16 protein-coding genes are annotated in these 18,317 nt (G+C 41.4%); 13 read left to right on the plus strand and 3 right to left on the minus strand.

Annotated features, from left to right (window positions below; all coding sequences use genetic code 11):
• The first annotated feature begins 42 nt into the window (after window positions 1-42).
• The 3 genes from PSR9079_RS20510 to PSR9079_RS20520 all read left to right on the plus strand — a co-directional run bounded on the left by PSR9079_RS20510 (window position 43) and on the right by PSR9079_RS20520 (window position 3,557).
• The gene (locus tag PSR9079_RS20510) at window positions 43-672 is read left to right on the plus strand and encodes a methylamine utilization protein (RefSeq protein ID WP_149983065.1); all 630 of its coding nucleotides are present in this window, start codon (window positions 43-45) and stop codon (window positions 670-672) included.
• Complete coding sequence (locus PSR9079_RS20515; RefSeq protein ID WP_179959233.1) at window positions 665-1,888, plus strand: hypothetical protein; 1,224 nt, start codon at window positions 665-667, stop codon at window positions 1,886-1,888. The genes PSR9079_RS20510 and PSR9079_RS20515 overlap by 8 nt, the downstream gene beginning before the upstream one ends.
• A gap of 67 nt (window positions 1,889-1,955) precedes the next feature.
• The gene (locus tag PSR9079_RS20520; protein WP_149983067.1) at window positions 1,956-3,557 is read left to right on the plus strand and encodes a methyl-accepting chemotaxis protein; all 1,602 of its coding nucleotides are present in this window, start codon (window positions 1,956-1,958) and stop codon (window positions 3,555-3,557) included.
• 276 nt (window positions 3,558-3,833) lie between these two features.
• Here PSR9079_RS20520 and speE read toward each other — a convergent pair whose 3' ends face one another.
• The gene (gene speE / locus PSR9079_RS20525; protein ID WP_149983068.1) at window positions 3,834-4,697 is read right to left on the minus strand and encodes a polyamine aminopropyltransferase; all 864 of its coding nucleotides are present in this window, start codon (window positions 4,695-4,697) and stop codon (window positions 3,834-3,836) included.
• A gap of 203 nt (window positions 4,698-4,900) precedes the next feature.
• Here speE and speA point away from each other — a divergent pair, with 203 nt between their 5' ends.
• The 3 genes from speA to PSR9079_RS20540 all read left to right on the plus strand — a co-directional run bounded on the left by speA (window position 4,901) and on the right by PSR9079_RS20540 (window position 9,124).
• Window positions 4,901-6,778: a biosynthetic arginine decarboxylase gene (gene speA, locus PSR9079_RS20530; RefSeq protein ID WP_149983069.1), complete on the plus strand. Its 1,878-nt coding sequence runs from the start codon at window positions 4,901-4,903 to the stop codon at window positions 6,776-6,778.
• A gap of 64 nt (window positions 6,779-6,842) precedes the next feature.
• Entirely contained in the window at window positions 6,843-7,724 is an 882-nt protein-coding gene (locus PSR9079_RS20535; RefSeq protein WP_149983070.1) for an acyltransferase, read from the plus strand.
• 140 nt (window positions 7,725-7,864) lie between these two features.
• Window positions 7,865-9,124, plus strand: a complete 1,260-nt coding sequence (locus PSR9079_RS20540) for a mechanosensitive ion channel family protein (RefSeq protein WP_145241985.1) — start codon at window positions 7,865-7,867, stop codon at window positions 9,122-9,124.
• Here the strand turns inward: PSR9079_RS20540 and chrA are convergent.
• Complete coding sequence (gene chrA, locus PSR9079_RS20545) at window positions 9,087-10,235, minus strand: chromate efflux transporter (RefSeq protein ID WP_149983071.1); 1,149 nt, start codon at window positions 10,233-10,235, stop codon at window positions 9,087-9,089. The genes PSR9079_RS20540 and chrA overlap by 38 nt on opposite strands.
• Window positions 10,236-10,357: 122 nt before the next feature.
• On the opposite strand from chrA, the gene PSR9079_RS20550 reads away from it, so the two are divergent.
• From PSR9079_RS20550 to PSR9079_RS20560, 3 genes are all read left to right on the plus strand, one after another.
• Window positions 10,358-11,152, plus strand: a complete 795-nt coding sequence (locus PSR9079_RS20550; RefSeq protein ID WP_149983072.1) for a substrate-binding periplasmic protein — start codon at window positions 10,358-10,360, stop codon at window positions 11,150-11,152.
• A 77-nt stretch (window positions 11,153-11,229) separates the two neighbouring features.
• Window positions 11,230-11,862 (plus strand): YiaD family glycine zipper/OmpA-like lipoprotein, encoded by a 633-nt coding sequence (locus PSR9079_RS20555; protein ID WP_149983073.1) that lies wholly within the window; start codon window positions 11,230-11,232, stop codon window positions 11,860-11,862.
• A gap of 32 nt (window positions 11,863-11,894) precedes the next feature.
• Window positions 11,895-12,065 (plus strand): hypothetical protein, encoded by a 171-nt coding sequence (locus PSR9079_RS20560; protein ID WP_218939797.1) that lies wholly within the window; start codon window positions 11,895-11,897, stop codon window positions 12,063-12,065.
• Here PSR9079_RS20560 and PSR9079_RS20565 read toward each other — a convergent pair.
• A complete protein-coding gene (locus tag PSR9079_RS20565; RefSeq protein WP_149983075.1) occupies window positions 12,036-13,817 on the minus strand; it encodes an ABC transporter transmembrane domain-containing protein in 1,782 nt (593 codons plus the stop codon). The two genes, PSR9079_RS20560 and PSR9079_RS20565, sit on opposite strands and share 30 nt — an antisense overlap.
• 78 nt (window positions 13,818-13,895) lie before the next feature.
• On the opposite strand from PSR9079_RS20565, the gene PSR9079_RS20570 reads away from it, so the two are divergent.
• The 4 genes from PSR9079_RS20570 (at window position 13,896) to PSR9079_RS20585 (ending at window position 18,307) form a co-directional block, all read left to right on the plus strand.
• Entirely contained in the window at window positions 13,896-14,294 is a 399-nt protein-coding gene (locus tag PSR9079_RS20570; RefSeq protein WP_149983076.1) for a DUF3224 domain-containing protein, read from the plus strand.
• An 11-nt stretch (window positions 14,295-14,305) separates the two neighbouring features.
• Window positions 14,306-14,494 carry a hypothetical protein gene (locus tag PSR9079_RS20575; RefSeq protein WP_149983077.1) on the plus strand — a complete coding sequence of 63 codons (189 nt, stop codon included), beginning with the start codon at window positions 14,306-14,308 and terminating at the stop codon, window positions 14,492-14,494.
• A 9-nt stretch (window positions 14,495-14,503) separates the two neighbouring features.
• The gene (locus PSR9079_RS20580) at window positions 14,504-15,121 is read left to right on the plus strand and encodes a LysE family translocator (protein WP_145241971.1); all 618 of its coding nucleotides are present in this window, start codon (window positions 14,504-14,506) and stop codon (window positions 15,119-15,121) included.
• A gap of 303 nt (window positions 15,122-15,424) precedes the next feature.
• On the plus strand, window positions 15,425-18,307 hold the full coding sequence (locus PSR9079_RS20585) for a TonB-dependent receptor (RefSeq protein WP_149983078.1): 2,883 nt from the start codon (window positions 15,425-15,427) through the stop codon (window positions 18,305-18,307).
• Window positions 18,308-18,317 lie beyond the last annotated feature (10 nt).

Raw genomic sequence — 18,317 nt, forward strand, 5'->3', positions numbered from 1 at the left:
AATTGGTTTATAATGAATGAAGTTAAATAAGAAGATATTAAAATGTTAAAGCAGACCTTCATTCTTTCATTGTGTTTAATGGTTTTTAATAGTTACGCTGGTATTATCACCATTAATGATCAACAGCAAAAACCGCTCGCTAATGCCGTCGTCTGGTTAACGCCTGCGGATAAAAGTGTTGAATTCCCCGCGCCAACTACACCCTTTATAATGACTCAAAAAGACCGGCAGTTTATTCCCCATGTGTTGGTGGTACCGCAAAATGCTCAAGTTGAGTTTCCAAATGCAGATTCAATCATGCACCACGTGTATTCGTTTTCCAAAGCTAAATCGTTTGAGCTAAAGCTATACCGAGAGCAACCACAGGATCCGATCAGTTTTGAGCAAACGGGCGTAGTTGAATTAGGCTGTAATATTCATGATTGGATGTTGGGGTATATTGTGGTGGTTGATAGTCCGTATTACGCAATGACCAATGATAAAGGACAAATTGAGCTGACGCTTGAGGCCGGAGATTTTACACTCAATATTTGGCACTCCGAATTTAGTGACATCAGCAAAACTGAAAGCAAAGCCATTGCACTAACTAGTGCGCCGGTTGTTTATCAAATAAAACAGGCGATTATTTCTCGTGTTGCGGTGGGTGTTGATGAATTTGACGACTATGAATAAAGCTTGCTTTTACCTAGGTGTAGTGGGGCTAACATTAACGTGCAATGCTTTTGCACAAGTAAAGGGCTTAGTGCAACTAAGTGCAGTTCAGGGTGATCAATACGTAAGTTGGCAACAAGGTAGCGTAGGGCTATACCGATACGATAGTGACAATGATGGCATTGTGCTTTCTCAGGGAGTCGTTGATTTTAGGACTGATTTAACCACCGCTTGGTCAGCACATGGGGTTATTAATGCTTATCAAGATCCGCAGCCGACTTTAGGTTTTAGCCAAGCATATTTGCAATATAAGCCGCTAACAGCGAGTAACTATAAATGGCATCTGCGGGTAGGTGGTTTTTACCCGTTATTATCATTAGAAAATCCAGATATGGGCTGGCTTTCACCATATAATTACACTAACTCAGCAATAAACTCATGGATAGGTGAAGAGGTACGTACCGTTGGGGTTGAGGCCACTATCAAGCGGCCAGGGCGCAGCTTTAACAGTACCCATAGCTTTGCATTGGTTGGCGCTACATTTAAAGGTAATGATCCTGCAGGCACATTATTAGCTTGGCGTGGCTTTGCAATGCATGACCGCCAAACGACCTTTAATGAAAGTATTGCGTTTGCGCCAATCGCTTCATTTAATAGCACCGAACTTCAGTATCAGGCAAATCAGGTCTTGCCCTTTGAGGAGGTTGATGGGCGCTTTGGTTATTATGCAGGAATTCACTGGGATTATTTAAAAAAATCACAATTTCGTTTTTATTATTACGATAATAATGGCGATCCTGCAGCACTAAATAGAAGTACTGGGCAATATGCATGGGATACTCGTTTTAGCAGCGTCGCGTGGCTATATAAATTTACTGCGAATACGCGCTTAATTGCGCAAATGATGTCGGGCACTACCGCTATGGGTGCTAAACGCGGTGTAAATAATAGCTTCTATAGTCACTTTATATTAGTAAGTCATAAAATGGCCAAGCATCGTATTTCAATGCGTTATGATTATTTTGAGGTAACCGATCATGACGACTGGCAATTTGATCCTAATGCCAGTGAAGGTGAAGGTATAACCGCGACCTGGCGCTATCAATTAACGCCGCAGTGGCAACTAGGGATTGAGGGCTCAGCATTACATAGCCAAGCAGATAATCGCATGGCGATGAATAATCCCAAAAACCTATCACAGCAACAAATTAGCTTAAATGTTCAGTGGCGCTTTTAATGGTAATTCAGATAGTTTGAACTATATTAAGTTGTGGCTGATGTTGTATTTTATGCAAAGGTGAAAAATGAACTTACAGAGTATTCGAATCAAGAGCTCGCTGCCAATTGTGTTACTTGGGATTGCGATAATAGTACTGATAGCAGGCTATACTCACTTAATTAACTTACAAAAAGATGCGTTAGAAGCACAATCTGAGCGATTTTTAAATGCTATTTCAGTAGTGGTTAATGGTGACCGTGATCTTTACCAAGCCAAAGTAGCTGAACTACACCTAGTAACCAATAAGATAGGTAATGCCGAAGAACTGCAAGATCATCAAGAAAACGCACAGCAAGTGACCGATCGTTTTAATCAATATTTACATTTTTTATCAGCCTACCCGCAAGTAACGGCGCAGTTTACTGGCTTTGATAGTGCCTTTGAAAAATGGTTATCAGCATCAAACGCGTATATCAATGACCCACAAAACAAGCAAAAAAATCAGCAGGCTAATACTGAGTTTGCAGCGCTGCGCGATATTTTAGATAAAGCAGGTGAACAAGCTGAATTGACGTCTAAACAAGAAAAACAAAAGCTGCTAGAGAAGATAACCACAACGAAACTGTTTTTACTGACTATGGTGGTGGTGCTGTTAGCCATTTCAGCTTGGTTCAGTTATATGATCCCACGTCAGTTAACGAAGCAAATGCATTACGTGACTGCGAGAATTAATGATATTGCCTCTGGTGATGGTAATTTAACAGAGCGTATTGTGGTAAAAAGCCAAGATGAATTTGCCGAGCTGGCAACGGCATTTAATCGTTTTTTAGATAATTTGCAGCAACTGATCCGTGATATTTTAGGCCAAGCTAATGAGCTTAACCATTTAGGTACTGATTTAAGTCAGTTCGCAAATCAAAATAATCAGATCACTCAAAAACTCAGCCAAGCATCAGAATCAATTGTCAGTGCGGTTCATCAAATGAGTGTCGCTAGTCGCGAAGTGGCTAATGTGGCGCAGCAGTCTTCAAAAGAAGCTGATAACTCACAGCAACTGGCTAAGCAAGGTTTAACGGCTGTGGCTAATTCGAGTGATAAAATAGTCGCGCTATCTGAAAATATGGAACATGCCAGTAACAAATCAACCGAACTGCAACAAAGCTCTGATAATATAGCTAAAGTGCTGGAAGTGATCCGCGCGATTGCAGAGCAAACTAATCTACTTGCGCTAAATGCTGCTATCGAAGCGGCGCGTGCTGGCGAACAAGGGCGGGGGTTTGCGGTGGTCGCCGATGAAGTACGCACCTTGGCAACGCGCACTCAAGAAAGTACCAACGATATTCAAAAAATGGTTGAGCAGTTTGCCAATAGTGTCGAGCAGTCTTTAACGGCAATTAATGGTGGCAAACGCTTTGCAGATGAAGCCGTAGCCTCGTTTACGCAAACCAATGATGTGCTTAATGCGATGCAAGAGTCATCAGTAAAAGTGAATGATATGGCTATGCAAACAGCCCAAGCTACCGATGAGCAAACCGCAGTAGCGGAAGAAATAAGTCATAATTTATCGTCATTGAACGAGCAAACCATGCAAGGTGGCGAGTTGGCACGTTCAACTGAAGAAGTTGCGGTAAGAATGAACCAATTAACCGATGAATTAAGCCGCCTAGTGCAGCGCTTTAAAGTTTAATTGTTTGCTGTAGGCAATAAAAAAGGGTTCGAGAGAACCCTTTTTTGCGTTGTTAGTATCTAATACCAATCGACTTAAATATTTAACCATTCTAGCGCGCTAAATAAAGCGCTAACTGCGTTAGTAATTTTTCATGTACGACTGCATGGATGCAAGAGGTAGAGCAATGCAGGAGCAATTGCCGAGAACAACTACATGTCAAAATCTCTGCCTTGTTACCACTGTATTTTTCTGTCGCTATAAATGGTCAGTAACTTAAAACGATTGGTATAACGTTTACTTTTTTTCGAAAGCGCGCTTCATAAAGTTTGGTGTTGCTAATGCGCCATGGTGAATACCATTATTGTAATACTCTGTAGTTTGCGTAAGCTCTGCTGCTGCGTCTTCTCTAAAACCAGCGAATGCTTCATCTTTACGAGCAAGTGTTACTGACCATAAGCCACTTGGGTAAATAGGTTGTGGGAATGGCAGTGTTTGTAAGTCGTTAAAGCCTACATCAGTCATCGCATCGCGCATTTCAACCAGTAATGGCATATGCATAAGCGGTGATTCACTTTGTTGTACCATAATGCCGCCAGGGCGTAGTGCATTTAAACAGCTCGTGTAAAAGGCATGGTTAAACAAACCTTCACCTGGACCGACTGGATCAGTGCCATCAACAATCACGATATCGATTGATTCTGCTGCAGCTTCACGCATGTATTTAATACCGTCGTCAAACATTACTGTAGCGCGAGGATCTTGGTTTGCTTCACATAACTCAGGGAAGTATTTAAGTGACATTTGCGTCACTACTTCATCGATATCGATTTGTGTAACAGACTCAACGCCTGGGTGCTTGAGTACCTCACGTAAAGTGCCGCAGTCACCACCACCAATAATAACTACATTTTTTGGGTTTGGGTGTGCAAGTAGTGCAGGGTGGCTGATCATTTCATGGTAAAAAAAGTTTTCACGGCTAGTTACCATAGTACAACCGTCAATAATCATTAGATTACCGAAGTCTGTTGTCTCGTACATTTCGACTTTTTGAAAAGGCGATTGCTGTTCTTCTAGCTTTTTGTTGATGCGCATAGAAAACGCACTGCCGTCACGTTCACTGATTTCTGTAAACCATTTACTTTGATCTAAATTTGCCATGTCGCTAGTTACACTTTTGAGTTGAGTATGAAAAAGGGGCAATTCTGCCAGTGCTTGGCGTTTTGCTCAATGAAATTTTATCAGTATAGCGAATATATTTTATCTTAGCTTTGGCTTAAAGGTCATTTTTTGTTAGCGTAGAGAGTTATGACGTACTAAAATGCGTGATTCCGCGAAACTTGTTAACTATAGAAGAATTTGCCATGACTTGGGGTTTAGATACAGCACGCTCTACATATAACGTTGCTCATTGGAGCGATGGTTACTTTGATATTAATAGCCAAGGTGAGCTGGTTGCTTTCCCTGATGGCGATCAAACGAAAGCCGCTATTTCATTAACCGAGTTAACGGAACAATTTAAAAAGCAGGGTTTAACGTTACCAGTATTAGTACGCTTTACCGATATCTTGCAAAATCGTGTAGATACTATGACCAGCGCATTTAGTAGCGCGCGCAATGCCCGTGCCTACCAAGGTCAATATACTTGCGTATATCCGATCAAAGTAAATCAGCAGCGTTCAGTAGTAAGTAAGTTATTGGCGCACCCGAGCGGCTTAGTCGGTTTAGAAGCCGGTTCAAAACCTGAGTTAATGGCGATTTTAGGTGTGGCAAAACAACCGATCACTATTGTTTGTAATGGATACAAAGACAGTGAGTTTTTACGTTTAGCATGTATTGGCCAAGCGATGGGCCATAAAGTTAAAATCGTCGTTGAAAAGCTATCTGAGTTAACAACGTTATTAGCCGAGATTGAAGATCTAGGCATCGAGCCTGCCATTGGTATTCGCATCCGTTTAAACTCAGTGGGTAAAGGGAAGTGGCAAAATACCGGTGGCGAAAAAGGTAAATTTGGCTTAACAGCTGGGCAAGTATTAACGGCCGTCGAAGTACTCAAAAAACACAATAAGTTGCATTTAATGCAAATGGTACATTTTCATATAGGCTCACAAATTGCCAATATTCGCGATATTCATCGTGCTTTACGTGAATGTTCACGCCACTTTGCAGAATTAAGCCAGCTAGGTGTGCCATTAAATACCGTTGATGTAGGTGGTGGTTTAGGCGTTGATTACGAAGGTTCTGGCTCGCGCAGTGCCTGTTCCATGAACTACACAGTCGAAGAATATGCTCGTAATGTGGTGAATGCGTTTGCTGAAGTGTGCGAACAGCATGACTTAGCGCATCCGGCTATTATTACTGAATCAGGCCGTGCGTTAACTGCTCATCACGCAGTGTTGATCACCGATGTGATTGATGTTGAGCAAGCACCAAATCACAGCAACCCTAGTGCACCTGAGCCAAATAGTGCGTTAGTGTTAGATGAAATGTGGCAATGTTTACAGCGTTTAAACCCGCGTATGGCATTAGAAATTTACCATGATGCAATGCACTTATTTAGTGAAGCGCACGACCAATACGTACATGGTTTAGTAAGTATGTTGGAGTGGGCGAAAATAGAGCAGCTGTATTTTACTATTTTGCATCGCGTGCGAGCGTCATTAAGCAATGCGCGTGCTCACCGTGAAGTACTGGATGATTTAAACGAAAAATTAGCCGACAAATTATTTGTGAATTTTTCATTGTTTCAGTCATTGCCAGATGTCTGGGGGATCCAGCAATTATTCCCGGTAATGCCGATTGAAAACCTTGATAAGCCGTTAACGCAACACGCTATCATTCAAGATATTACCTGTGACTCAGATGGGCAAATTCGTGAATATGTTGAGGGAGCAGGGATCGAAACAAGCTTACCTATTCCACAATATGTACCTGGGCAACAATACCACATTGCGATGTTTATGGTGGGAGCTTACCAGGAGATTTTAGGTGATCTACATAACTTATTTGGTGATACTGATTCAGTCCATGTAGAGCTCACCGAACAAGGTTATCAACTAACCAATGCGATCAAGGGTGATAGCGTTAAGGATGTATTAAAGTTTGTTGATTATGATAGCGATATTTTCTCGGATAACTTTGCTACCACAGTACAGCAACTCGACATTAGTGACTCTATTAAGCAGCAGTATTTAGCTGAGCTAAATGCGGGCCTTGAAGGGTATACATATTTTGAAGATTAATTGCGATACTCTTGTATTGCATTCTAAATTGCCGAACAGTTTTAATGAAAGGAATTAAGTAGTAATGTCTTGGATCCGTTGTGTTTTTAGTATTTTCTTTTACACCATAAATACACTAATTTGGTTTGTTCCCATTTTTATTTGTGGCCTAATTAAACTTATCCCTATCAAACCGTTAAAAAAGTTAATGAGTTGGACAGCTAAGCAATGCGCCTCTATTTGGGTTACGTTTAATACGTTAAATCAAAAGTTATTAACACCAACCAAGCTAAGTGTAACTGGCCTTGAAGAGCTCAAACTAAAAGACTGGTACTTAGTGATTGCCAATCATCAGAGCTGGGTGGACATTTTAGTTTTACAGCGTGTGTTTAATCGTAAAATTCCATTTTTAAACTTCTTTTTGAAAAAAGAATTGATATACGTTCCTGTTCTGGGGCTGTGTTGGTGGGCGCTCGACTTCCCTTTTATGACTCGTACCAGCAAAAGCCAATTAAAAAAGAATCCTAAATTACGTGGTAAAGATTTAGAAACAACCCGTAAAGCCTGTGAAAAGTTCAAAGAAATGCCGGTGAGTGTGGTTAACTTCGTTGAAGGTACTCGCTTTACCGCGCAAAAACATTCGCGTCAAAATAGCCCGTTTCCTCATTTACTCAAACCTAAAGCGGGTGGGGTGGCGTTTGTGATGCAAGCTATGGGTGAGCAAATCTCTAAAGTGGTAAATGTCACTATTCAGTATCCTGAGGGCATTCCTACGTTTATGGATTTTGCCAGTGGACGAGTAAAACAAATTAATATTCATGTAGAAGTGATGCCGGTAAGCCAAGAGTTGATAGGTGATTACACGGGAGATTCTGAATTTAGAGTACGTTTTCAATCAGAATTAAATCGCTTATGGCAAGAGAAAGAACAACAGCTTAGCGAGTTTGAGCAAAAACTTAAGTCATAGTCGCAAATGCTAATAGGTAACGGCCCAAATCAGTACTGTTAAGCTTGTATTGGTTTTGGGTTTGTTACAGTGTTAAGCAACAATCAATATAGCTAAAATGACTGTTATTGAGCCTCCCGCAGCAAGGAATTAGAATTATCATGACGACTCCAACTCATTTACAGCAATTTGTGCAGCCTTGGTTTCAGGGTATGCCTGACACAGTATTATTCAGTTCTCTTACAGCCACTGCAATTGGAGTGTTCTCGCTGTTAGTGGTGTATTTATTTACCCGCCGTTTAATGCTACCAGGTATTCAAAAGGTGGTGACTAAACTTTCTCCTGAGCGAATTGGGCTATTGGCGCCTATGCTGACAAAACTTAATCGTCGTTTTGCCGGGATGTTGTGCTGTGTATTATTCTTAGCAACATTTGATAGTGTTTATCCAGTTACTGAATTTGCTGCTGAAGTGCTGAAGACGATTGGCCAAACTTTATTAATTATTCATGTTGGCTTTATCATCAGCAGCATAGTAAGTATTGCAGGTGGCATTTATAACCAACTAGAGTTTGCTCGCGAAGTGCCGATTCAAGGGCTGATCCAAGTAGTAAAACTTATTACCTTTATGATTTGTGTGATTTTGATTGTCAGTATCGTACTGGAAAAATCACCAACCTATATTCTTTCAGGCTTCGGGGCAATTGCTGCGGTGACCTTGTTAGTATTCAAAGACACTATATTAGGTTTTGTAGCCAGCATTCAAATTGCAGCAAATCGTTTAGTAACCTATGGTGATTGGATCCAAGTAGATAACTATGGTGCTGACGGCGAAGTAATTGACCTTGGGTTAAATACCGTAAAAGTACGAAACTGGGATAACACTATCACCACTATCCCCACTTATATGCTGGTGGCCGGCTCATTTAAAAACTGGCGTGGTATGCAAGAATCTGGAGGTCGTCGGATCAAGCGCTCACTCAATATAGATATGAATAGCATTCGTTTAGCTGATGACGAGCTGACTAAAACGATTTCTCAAACTATCGCGTTAAAAGAATATATTAAGATGAATACCTTACCTGATCCGGTATCAAATTTAGGGTTATTTCGTCGTTATGCTGAAGGATATTTAAAGCAGCACAGTAAAATAAACACGTCACTGACATTAATGGTGCGGGAGTTACAACCGTTAAATCATGGCTTACCGATAGAGTTTTATTGTTTCAGTGAAGATAAGCGCTGGATATCGTACGAGCATCTGCAAGCAGAGATCATGGATCATCTACTTGCGGTATTACCTATTTTTGACCTACGCGCTTATCAAAGTGTCTCGGGGCAATTTAGTCCTGCAGCAATCACCCCAACCGCTATTAAACCTACCATTAAAGTGGCAAATAATACTGAAGTAGGCCAAGGCTAACAAATACGATTAATAGCCACCAAATAGGTGGCTTTGCTAACCTTAGCCATGCAAAAGCTGCAACAACAATCACAATATGCCAAATGTTGTGAACTGCGGATGTCCAAATTGGTGAATACAATGCAGCCGCTAAAAAACCCACTACAGCCGCATTAAGCGCGGCAATACAGCTGGCAAAGCGGGGGCGTTCAGATAATTGCAGCCAGCTTTTTTGAAATGCTAACATTAATAAAAAACCAGGAGTAAAAATCAGTAAGGTTGCAATCACCGCACCAACAAGCGGCTGCTCGCTATTAAGCTCTGCGCCTAAATAACTAGCAATGGTGAACATTGGCCCAGGCACCGCTTGTGCGCTGGCGTAAGCTGATAAAAATTGCTCAGTGTTTAAACTTGGTAAGCCAGCTTGAAGTATCGGCAATACCACATGACCGCCGCCAAAAACCATAGCCCCAGCTTGATAAAAGGGTGCAAAATCTGCAAATTGAGAACCTAGTGGGACAAAGCTCACTAGCAATAATAGTGCAAATAGAATGAGTGCAGGCCAGTTAACTGTGCGCTGCTTAGTTGCTGTTTGATTACTTTGAGCTAGATTAAGCAATGGCCATATTGCGCCAATAGCAGCGGCTGCTAATAGAACCAATATTTGACTGCTCAGGCTCGGTAATAAGATCAGCACTAAGGTACTTAACATAGCAAGCGCTTTGAGTACCCAGCTAGTACAAAAGCTTTTTGCCATACTCAGCGTAGCATCGGCCACAATTACTACGGCAAATAGTTTTAAACCGGCAACTATTGCAAAGTAAATAGCATCAAATTGGTGGGCGCTAATCGCTAATAAAGCCATGATCAAAAAGGAAGGTAAGGTAAAGCCAACAAAAGCAGCAATACCGCCTAATACGCCTGCTCGCTCCACACCAATAGCAAAACCCACTTGGCTAGACCCAGGTCCAGGCAGAGCCTGACTAAGACTGATTAGTTGTGCATAACGTTGAGCATTGAGCCATTGCAAGTTATCAACAAAATGACGTTTAAAATAACCTAAATGTGCAGCTGGCCCGCCAAAGCTCATGCAACCAAGTAAAAAAAACTGCTTAAAAATAGCTAGTAACATGAATTCTCTCGTTTCTTATTGCCGTAACAGCTTAGTATGACAAAATTTCGTGACAATTTTATGGTTTTTAATCTTTGTACCTGTCTACAATGTAAAAAAGGCTTTGTTAAAGTTAAGTAGTTATGCGATTTATTGTTTATATTTTTATAATTTTTGCCTTTATAAACTATGCCTATGCTGCAAATGAACCTAATGCGGCTGTGCAAAAAATATCGTTAGCCGTGGATCATGCACCACCGTATAGCCAAATTAATCAAAATGGTGAAGTATCAGGCGCGATTGTTGATATTTTTCGAGAGATGAAAAAGCAACTTCCTTTTAAGTTAGAGCTGGTTGGTTGCCCATTTTCACGCTGTGTAAGAATGTTAGAGCAAGGCGAAGTTAATGCGATGGGAGGTTTGATCCTCACACCTATGCGTCAGCAAGTAATGCAATTTGTAACCCCACCTTATATGGTTTTAACCTCGTCATTTGTATTTTATGCACGCGAAGATAGCCAATTACAAATCAACAACTATGACGATTTATATGGTAAAAAAATTGCGATTATGCGAGGTGCCGTACATTTTAAACGTTTTGATGAAGACGATGAACTGACTAAAATAGCTGTTTTAACAGAAAGCACAGCTATTAACCTATTATTGAAAGGGCGTGCAGATTTAGTTATTGCCGTTGAAGATACCGCGGATCATGCTATGAGTGTGCTGAATCAGCCAGCCAATAAACTAGTTAAAATGCAGTATCGTTTTAATGACATAATCTATGGTTATCTCGCTTTAAGTAAACAGTTTTCAGTAACCCCATTAGCGCAGCAGGTTGATGCGCTAATGAAAACAATGGCTGCCACTGGTCAGCTAAATACATTAATTGCTCCCTATGAACTTCCTCCTCTTAACGAGCAAGCGCTGAGCTTTTAACATCTTCTTCATATTTCGTTCATTACAATGTTTGCATACTAGCTGTTAATGAAAGAATTAATAACCAAGGAAATACCATGACTTTAACCAAACCATTACTAACAGCGACTATTGTTGGATTATTATTAACGGGTTGTGAGACCACCAATACAGGAATGGGAGCTGGTATTGGTGCAGCTACAGGCGCAGTACTTGGTAAGGCAACCGGAGATCATGATGATAAACGTATCTTCATTGGTGCCGCTATTGGCGCGCTAGCCGGCGCTGCGGTTGGTGACTATATGGATAAACAAGAAGCGGCTTTTCGTGATGAGTTAGCCGGCTCCGGTGTTGAAGTTGTGCGTGAAGGCGATAACTTACGTTTAGTGATGCCAGCTAATATAACTTTTGCCACCGATCAATCGTATATTTCTTCAGGCTTTCATAACACCCTTGATGCTATTGCTAAAGTGATGAATAAGTACGAAAAAACTTATTTAAGTATTGAAGGCCATACCGATAGCACAGGTAAAGATAGCTACAACATGACGTTATCGCAACAGCGTGCGCAGAGTGTGAAAGGTTACTTAGTGAATCAGCAAATTCTAGCTGGGCGTATTAGTACACGTGGTTACGGCGAAACTCGCCCAATTGCCAGTAATGACAGCGCCAACGGCCGCGCACAAAACCGCCGCGTGGAAGTTCAAATTGTACCAAATACTAAAGGTTAATGTTTTATCTCAATCATTTGCTACCTAAGCAAATGATTGAGATTATTTACCGCTTACCGCTTACCGCTTACCGCTTACCGCTTACCGCTTACCGCTTACCGCTTACCGCTTACCGCTTACCGCTTACCGCTTACCGCTTACCGCTTACCGCTTACCGCTTACCGCTTACCGCTTCAATCCCTATTAAACTGCAGCTCACATAATTTCTGATAAAGTGGATTACTCGCTAGCAATTGTTGATGAGTACCTGTTGCGATTATCTCTCCGTGCTCCATTACCACTATCATATCAGCATGTTTTACTGTGGCGAGGCGGTGGGCAATGATAAGCGTAGTACGGTTTTGCATTAAATGTTCAAGCGCAGCTTGTACATGATGCTCACTTTGCGCATCTAAAGCGCTGGTTGCTTCATCAAGTAACAGTATTTCTGGGTCTTTTAATATCGCTCTTGCTAATACAATTCGTTGTTTTTGGCCGCCCGATAAGCGCACCCCTTGCTCGCCTAAAAAGCTCTCGTAGCCGTTAGGTAATTGTGCAATAAATTCATCCGCGTGAGCATGCTTAGCGGCAGCATATACTTGTTCGTCGCTTGCATCTGGGTTGCCATAACGAATGTTATGCATCACATCAGAGCTAAATAAAATCGGGTTTTGTGCCACCATGCCCATGCTGTTTCTGAGTGTATTAAGGGATAGATCTTTGATATTAATATCATGAAACTTAATGTCGCCACCAGCAGGGTCATAAAAGCGTTGTAGTAATTCAAATAACGTGGTTTTACCAGCACCTGACGGACCAACGATTGCTACTGTTTGGCCTTGTTCAATCGTTAATGAAATAGTTTTTAAGGCGCTCACATCAGGACGAGATGGATAATTAAAAGTTACTTTATCAAGACTAATGGCTGGAGCGTTAGAGTTGTTATTTAATAACTGATCTTGTGGTGCTGTAGGGTTCGTGATCTCACTTTTAACCGCGAGCAGTTCAAGTAACCGCGCCGCAGCGCCCGCTGCACGTTGTAGCTCGCCATACACCTCCGCAACGGTTGCTACCGACATCGCGACCATAATGGCGTAAAACACAAATGCACCTAACTCACCGCCAGTCATTGTGCCTGCCAGTACATCACTGCCACCTACCCAGAGCATCACGCTAATTGCGCTAAAGGTCAAAAATATTACTGCAGCAATTAAAAATGAGCGCTGTTTAATACGGCTTTTCGCAACGTTAAAGGCTTTTTCGGTCTCTAGTGCAAAAGCGTGTTGTTCGCGTTGTTCGTGGCTATAGCTTTGCACTACTTTAATATTTTGAATTATTTCTCCCGCATAAGTGCTGATATCGGCAATCGCATCTTGGCTGGAGCTGGCAAGTTTGCGTACTTTTTTACCAAAAATCATCATGGGTACTAACACCAGCGGCACACAGGCAACTACAACTAAAGTGAGTTTTAAGTTAGTAAATAACAACATGGCTAAACCACCGACTAGCATCAGAGCGCTGCGCAGTGCCATTGAAAATGACGAGCCAATGATTGATTGCAACAAAGTGGTGTCGGTTGTTAAGCGCGACATTAATTCGCCACTGCGGTTTTCTTCAAAGTAACTCGGGTGCAGGGTGACTATGCGATCAAATACCGCTTTACGAATATCATTACTGACGCGCTCACCAATCCATGACATTAAATAAAAACGGCTGAATGTTCCTATGGCTAATAAGCTGATCAAGCCAATTAGCACGATTATGGCTTGTTTTAATTGTTCTTGAGAGCCAGCAATAAAGCCGTGATCAATAACAAATTTAACTCCTTGGCCCAATGATAAATTAACCCCGGCAGTAACAAGTAATGCTGCAAGAGCTGCAAAAACCACCCATTTATACGGCTTAATAAACTGAAAAATAGGAATTAAACTACTAAAAGCAGCTTTGTCTTTTTGCTCGGTTTTACTATTGCTCATAGTGGATTCTTTTAGATGAATAGGGTATAGATATGGTTACTTAAATCATAATTTCAATAACTAACTAAGGGACTAACCATGACAACTGAAAAAGTAACGGGCGAATTTAACGTTAAACTCAATCCTATTGAAGGTTATGCAAAGGGCATTGATGGCGTAAACCTGGGTCGTATGTCAATTGATAAAACGTTTACAGGTGGGCTTGATGCAACCAGCACTGGCGAAATGCTCAGTGCCATGACCGCAACTCAAGGCAGTGCCGGTTATGTGGCAATTGAACAAGTAGTTGGCACACTTGCAGGTCTTAAAGGCAGCTTTGTGCTGCAACATTTCGGCACTATGGATAAAGGCCAAGATTCATTAATTTTAAACGTGGTGCCAGATTCTGGCAGTAATGAACTTGCAGGCCTTAGCGGAAAAATGGCAATTCGCATCGAAGCAGGTATACACATTTATGATTTTGAGTATCAATTATAAGCGATACAGCCATGCAGAAAATAATTGAGTTTAAAAAGCAGCGTGGCTTTTTTAGAGGCGGTATTGATATTGACGCACTTAATGAGCGAATTTATCAATTAAACCAAGATGGCTGGAAAGTAATAAATGTTAGCGCCTCTGCAGGATTATACGGCCAAGTTTATTCATACATCTTACTTATTGAAAATGAAGAACTATAAGGAATATAAATGACGTTATCACTGTGGCTAAGCTTAGTCGCCATTTGTATGATGGGTGCAATGTCTCCTGGGCCAAGTTTGGCTGTGGTGTTAAAACACAGCATTCATGGCAGTATGAAGAACGGCATGTTGGCAGCGCTGAGCCATGGTGTTGGCGTCGGTTTTTATGCTGCAGCATCGTTACTTGGCCTCGGTGCACTAATGTTGCAATTTCCTACTGTGTATCAAGTGTTAGTTTACTTAGGTGCAGCGTACTTGGCATATTTAGGGGTTAAAATCTTATTAGCCAAACCAAGTAATAGTGAGTTAAAAGTGGCTCAGCAAAGTGGCAGTGCAAAACAAGCCTTGCAAGACGGCTTTGCTATTGCGTTTCTAAATCCTAAATTAGCGGTATTCTTTTTAGCCCTGTTTTCACAGTTTATAGATCCTGCCAATCTCAGTTTTAAGGTCGGTTTGATTATGTGCTTAACGGTTTTTACTATTGATACTGGCTGGTATCTGATTGTTGCAGCATTGACAGAGCTTTCAAAGAAGCGCTTTGCTTTTACTAAATCATCCCCATGGTTTGATAAAATATTAGCGGTGATTTTTATTGGTCTAGCAATAAGGGTGGTGCTAATGGTGTAGTTTATTAAACTTAACTAATCCTTACTACTTCCCTTTAAAGCTGTTTTTAGCAATTTCTAATTCACCTGTGTAATAGTGGCTTATGACTGAGTTATTCCGTTAGTCAGTCGATTTATTTCACGTTATCTACATGATCGCAGCACTTCTAAACTAAATTCCTCACCTTGCTAGCTATTGCCCTTACTGCTGCATACGTATTCATCACACTTATTTTACTTTTTAGTTACACTTTGTTGGTTTTATTTTATCCACAATTTCAAAACAAACAGCACACAATTATAAAATCAATAGGGTAGAAAGCTCATGGGGAAATTCAAACTAAGTGCGTTAATGCTCGCAATGTTTGCAACCAGCAGTGTACTAGCTGCAGTTGAAAGTGACGCGCAAAGTACCGTAAAAAAACCACAACTAGAAGAAGATCTTGAAGTCATTGAAGTGCGTGGCTTTAGTCGTAGTTTAATCCAATCACTTAATCAAAAACGCTTTACTGATACGGTATCTGAGCAGTTATCGGCGGATGACTTAGGTGCTTTGCCTGATGTATCTATGGCTGATGCGCTCACTCGGTTACCGGGGATCTCAGCGGTACGAACCGGCGGGCAAGCGGCAGAAATCAACATTCGCGGTATGTCCGGTGGATTTGTATTTTCAACTTTAAATGGCCGTGAACAGGTATCAACTAGTGGCAGCCGTAGTATTGAGTTTGACCAATATCCGTCTGAATTGATCAGCTCAGCAGCCGTGTATAAATCACCAAAAGCATCGCTTATCGAAGGTGGTGTTGCAGGTACGGTAGAACTGCAAACAGCTAGCCCGCTTGATAATGATCAGCAACATAAGTTTGTGGTTAACGCTAGAGGTATGTACAACGACCGAGCGTCAGAGGTGAACGATGCCACTGAGTTTGGCGACCGCATTAGTTTTTCCTATCAAGGTAAATATCTTGACGATACTTTAGGTGTCGCACTTGGTTATGCACGGTTATTTCAACCCAGCGTAGCAACACAGTTTATTGGCCTTGCCTATAACGATAATAAAGACGTTGATGGTGTTGCAAATGATACCAATGGCCCCGAACTTAAACCTGAAAATGAGTATATCAGCGAAGGTTTTGAGCTTCAGCATTTAGGTGGAGAAGAAACCCGTAACGGTTATATGGCGGCGATTGAATGGGCACCGGTGGATAATTTTAAATTAAAAGGGGACGTGTTTTTATCACGCTTTGACACTGAGTCATTTGCTCGTGGGTTACGAGTGAAATTAGGTGGCCCAACGGCCACTTATACAAACGCTCAGCTAGAGGGAAATTCAGTAGTTGGTGCCTCTGTTAATCGTACTTCAAAAGGCTACACTCGCGTTGAAATTGTCAATGATGATAACCAAGACTTTGATGAAGTAGATAGCTACGGTGTTAACGCCGATTGGCAAGTGACAGAACGTTTAAACGTTAATGTTGATGTGTCGCTGTCACGGGCTAAAAGTAACTTTCGCAATGGCTTATTGTGGGCGTTGGTTGCCGAAGACGCCTCAGCCGAAGAACCTGTGTTAGATAAAAACGTATCAATAAACTACCAACTTAATGGTTTAAATTTACCTGATGTAGGCTTTAATCAAGCGGCTGCATTTAGCGATATCGACCGAGTAATGGTTAGTAAATACGGTATTTACCCTTATCAAAATGAAGATGAAGTAAGCGCTTATCGCCTTGATTTTAAATACGAGCTGAATAACAGCTGGTTTAGCTCTGTTGAATTTGGCGCGCGTTATTCAGATCGCGAATACAGCAATAACCGCTCAGTGTTTGAATACGGTAATGATGGTGATTTTTCAGTGAGTGAGCCGCCACTGCGTTTAACCAATGACATGGTAAATGTTGTTGACTGGGAAGGTGACTTTAGTTATTTCCCATCATATTTGGCGATTGATTTAGACAAAGCGCTTAATGCTTGGTTTCCTGAAGGCGCACCAGAGCCAGTTAAAACTTGGGGTAATGCAGATGGGGTAGTTGACTCGCAAGGTTACACCACTAACTATTCGTGGACCATGCTACAAAGTGGCTCAGTATACGAAGAAGTACTTTCAGCCTACGCCATGCTTAATATTAATACTGAAATTGGTACTATGCCAGTACTGGGTAATATTGGTATTCGCCGTGTTGATACCGACCAATCGGCCACTATTTTAGAAAATGTTAATGGTGATTTATCACTCGGTGCACAAAACATTACCGACAGTATCGGCATCATAAATCAAAATTATTTACCTAATGTACTTGGCACAACTTATACCAATTATCTGCCATCCCTTAATTTAAACTTTCAGCTAACGGATAACACGCAATTACGCTTTGCGGCGGCTAAAGTAATGTCGCGTCCACCGATCAATCGCCTAGCTGGGGACGCCAGTGCGCAGGCTGATAAAACCAGCGGCAAAATTAACGGCTCAAGTACCAATAATCCATTCTTAAAACCATTTTATGCCGACCAATACGATATCTCTTACGAGCATTATTTTGATGAGTCAGATGGTGCGCTAGTGATCGCAGGTTTTTATAAAAACATCGATTCGTTTATCGATACCATCGCCATTGAAGGGTTTGACTTTAAAGGTAATGGTTTTAACGTCCCTGACTATATAGAAAATCCAGTCAGTGGTGAGCAAGTTGCCACAACTAACGGCACTTACACAACGGCGGTAAATAACGCCAATGGCGGTTATATTCGCGGTATTGAACTTGCCTACACGCAAGTATTTTCGTTTTTACCCGCGCCGTTTGATGGCCTTGGGTTTAACGGTAGCTATTCATACACCGAGAGCGAAGTTGAATCTATCACCAGCTTAGGTGGTGAAACGGTTACACAAGGTTTACCTGGTTTGTCTAAAAACGTGTTAAACGGCACTTTATTTTACAGCTTAGATAATTTTGAAACCCGCCTTAATGTGCGTTACCGCTCAGACTTTGTTTCAGAGCAAGTGGCGATCAATGAGCAAGTGGTTAATTTTGATGCCGAGACCGTGGTCGATTTTCAAACCTCTTATCAATTTACAGACTCATTTGGCATGTTGCTACAGGTTAATAATCTTACTGATGAACCAACCCAAAGTTACTTTGGCAATGAAAACATCACCGGTACTACCCAGTACTTTGGTCGTCAGGTTTATTTAGGTTTTACCTATAGCCACTAATAGCAAATTG

The sequence above is a fragment of the Pseudoalteromonas rhizosphaerae genome (assembly GCF_902498845.1).
Classification (GTDB): domain Bacteria; phylum Pseudomonadota; class Gammaproteobacteria; order Enterobacterales; family Alteromonadaceae; genus Pseudoalteromonas; species Pseudoalteromonas rhizosphaerae.

Bases quoted from the DNA above. Each gene is read 5' to 3' on its own strand.
- PSR9079_RS20510 (WP_149983065.1), top strand. From the start codon at position 43: ATGTTAAAGCAGACCTTCATTCTTTCATTGTGTTTAATGGTTTTTAAT.
- PSR9079_RS20515 (WP_179959233.1), top strand. From the start codon at position 665: ATGAATAAAGCTTGCTTTTACCTAGGTGTAGTGGGGCTAACATTAACG.
- PSR9079_RS20520 (WP_149983067.1), top strand. From the start codon at position 1,956: ATGAACTTACAGAGTATTCGAATCAAGAGCTCGCTGCCAATTGTGTTA.
- speE (WP_149983068.1), bottom strand. From the start codon at position 4,697: ATGGCAAATTTAGATCAAAGTAAATGGTTTACAGAAATCAGTGAACGT.
- speA (WP_149983069.1), top strand. From the start codon at position 4,901: ATGACTTGGGGTTTAGATACAGCACGCTCTACATATAACGTTGCTCAT.
- PSR9079_RS20535 (WP_149983070.1), top strand. From the start codon at position 6,843: ATGTCTTGGATCCGTTGTGTTTTTAGTATTTTCTTTTACACCATAAAT.
- PSR9079_RS20540 (WP_145241985.1), top strand. From the start codon at position 7,865: ATGACGACTCCAACTCATTTACAGCAATTTGTGCAGCCTTGGTTTCAG.
- chrA (WP_149983071.1), bottom strand. From the start codon at position 10,235: ATGTTACTAGCTATTTTTAAGCAGTTTTTTTTACTTGGTTGCATGAGC.
- PSR9079_RS20550 (WP_149983072.1), top strand. From the start codon at position 10,358: ATGCGATTTATTGTTTATATTTTTATAATTTTTGCCTTTATAAACTAT.
- PSR9079_RS20555 (WP_149983073.1), top strand. From the start codon at position 11,230: ATGACTTTAACCAAACCATTACTAACAGCGACTATTGTTGGATTATTA.
- PSR9079_RS20560 (WP_218939797.1), top strand. From the start codon at position 11,895: ATGATTGAGATTATTTACCGCTTACCGCTTACCGCTTACCGCTTACCG.
- PSR9079_RS20565 (WP_149983075.1), bottom strand. From the start codon at position 13,817: ATGAGCAATAGTAAAACCGAGCAAAAAGACAAAGCTGCTTTTAGTAGT.
- PSR9079_RS20570 (WP_149983076.1), top strand. From the start codon at position 13,896: ATGACAACTGAAAAAGTAACGGGCGAATTTAACGTTAAACTCAATCCT.
- PSR9079_RS20575 (WP_149983077.1), top strand. From the start codon at position 14,306: ATGCAGAAAATAATTGAGTTTAAAAAGCAGCGTGGCTTTTTTAGAGGC.
- PSR9079_RS20580 (WP_145241971.1), top strand. From the start codon at position 14,504: ATGACGTTATCACTGTGGCTAAGCTTAGTCGCCATTTGTATGATGGGT.
- PSR9079_RS20585 (WP_149983078.1), top strand. From the start codon at position 15,425: ATGGGGAAATTCAAACTAAGTGCGTTAATGCTCGCAATGTTTGCAACC.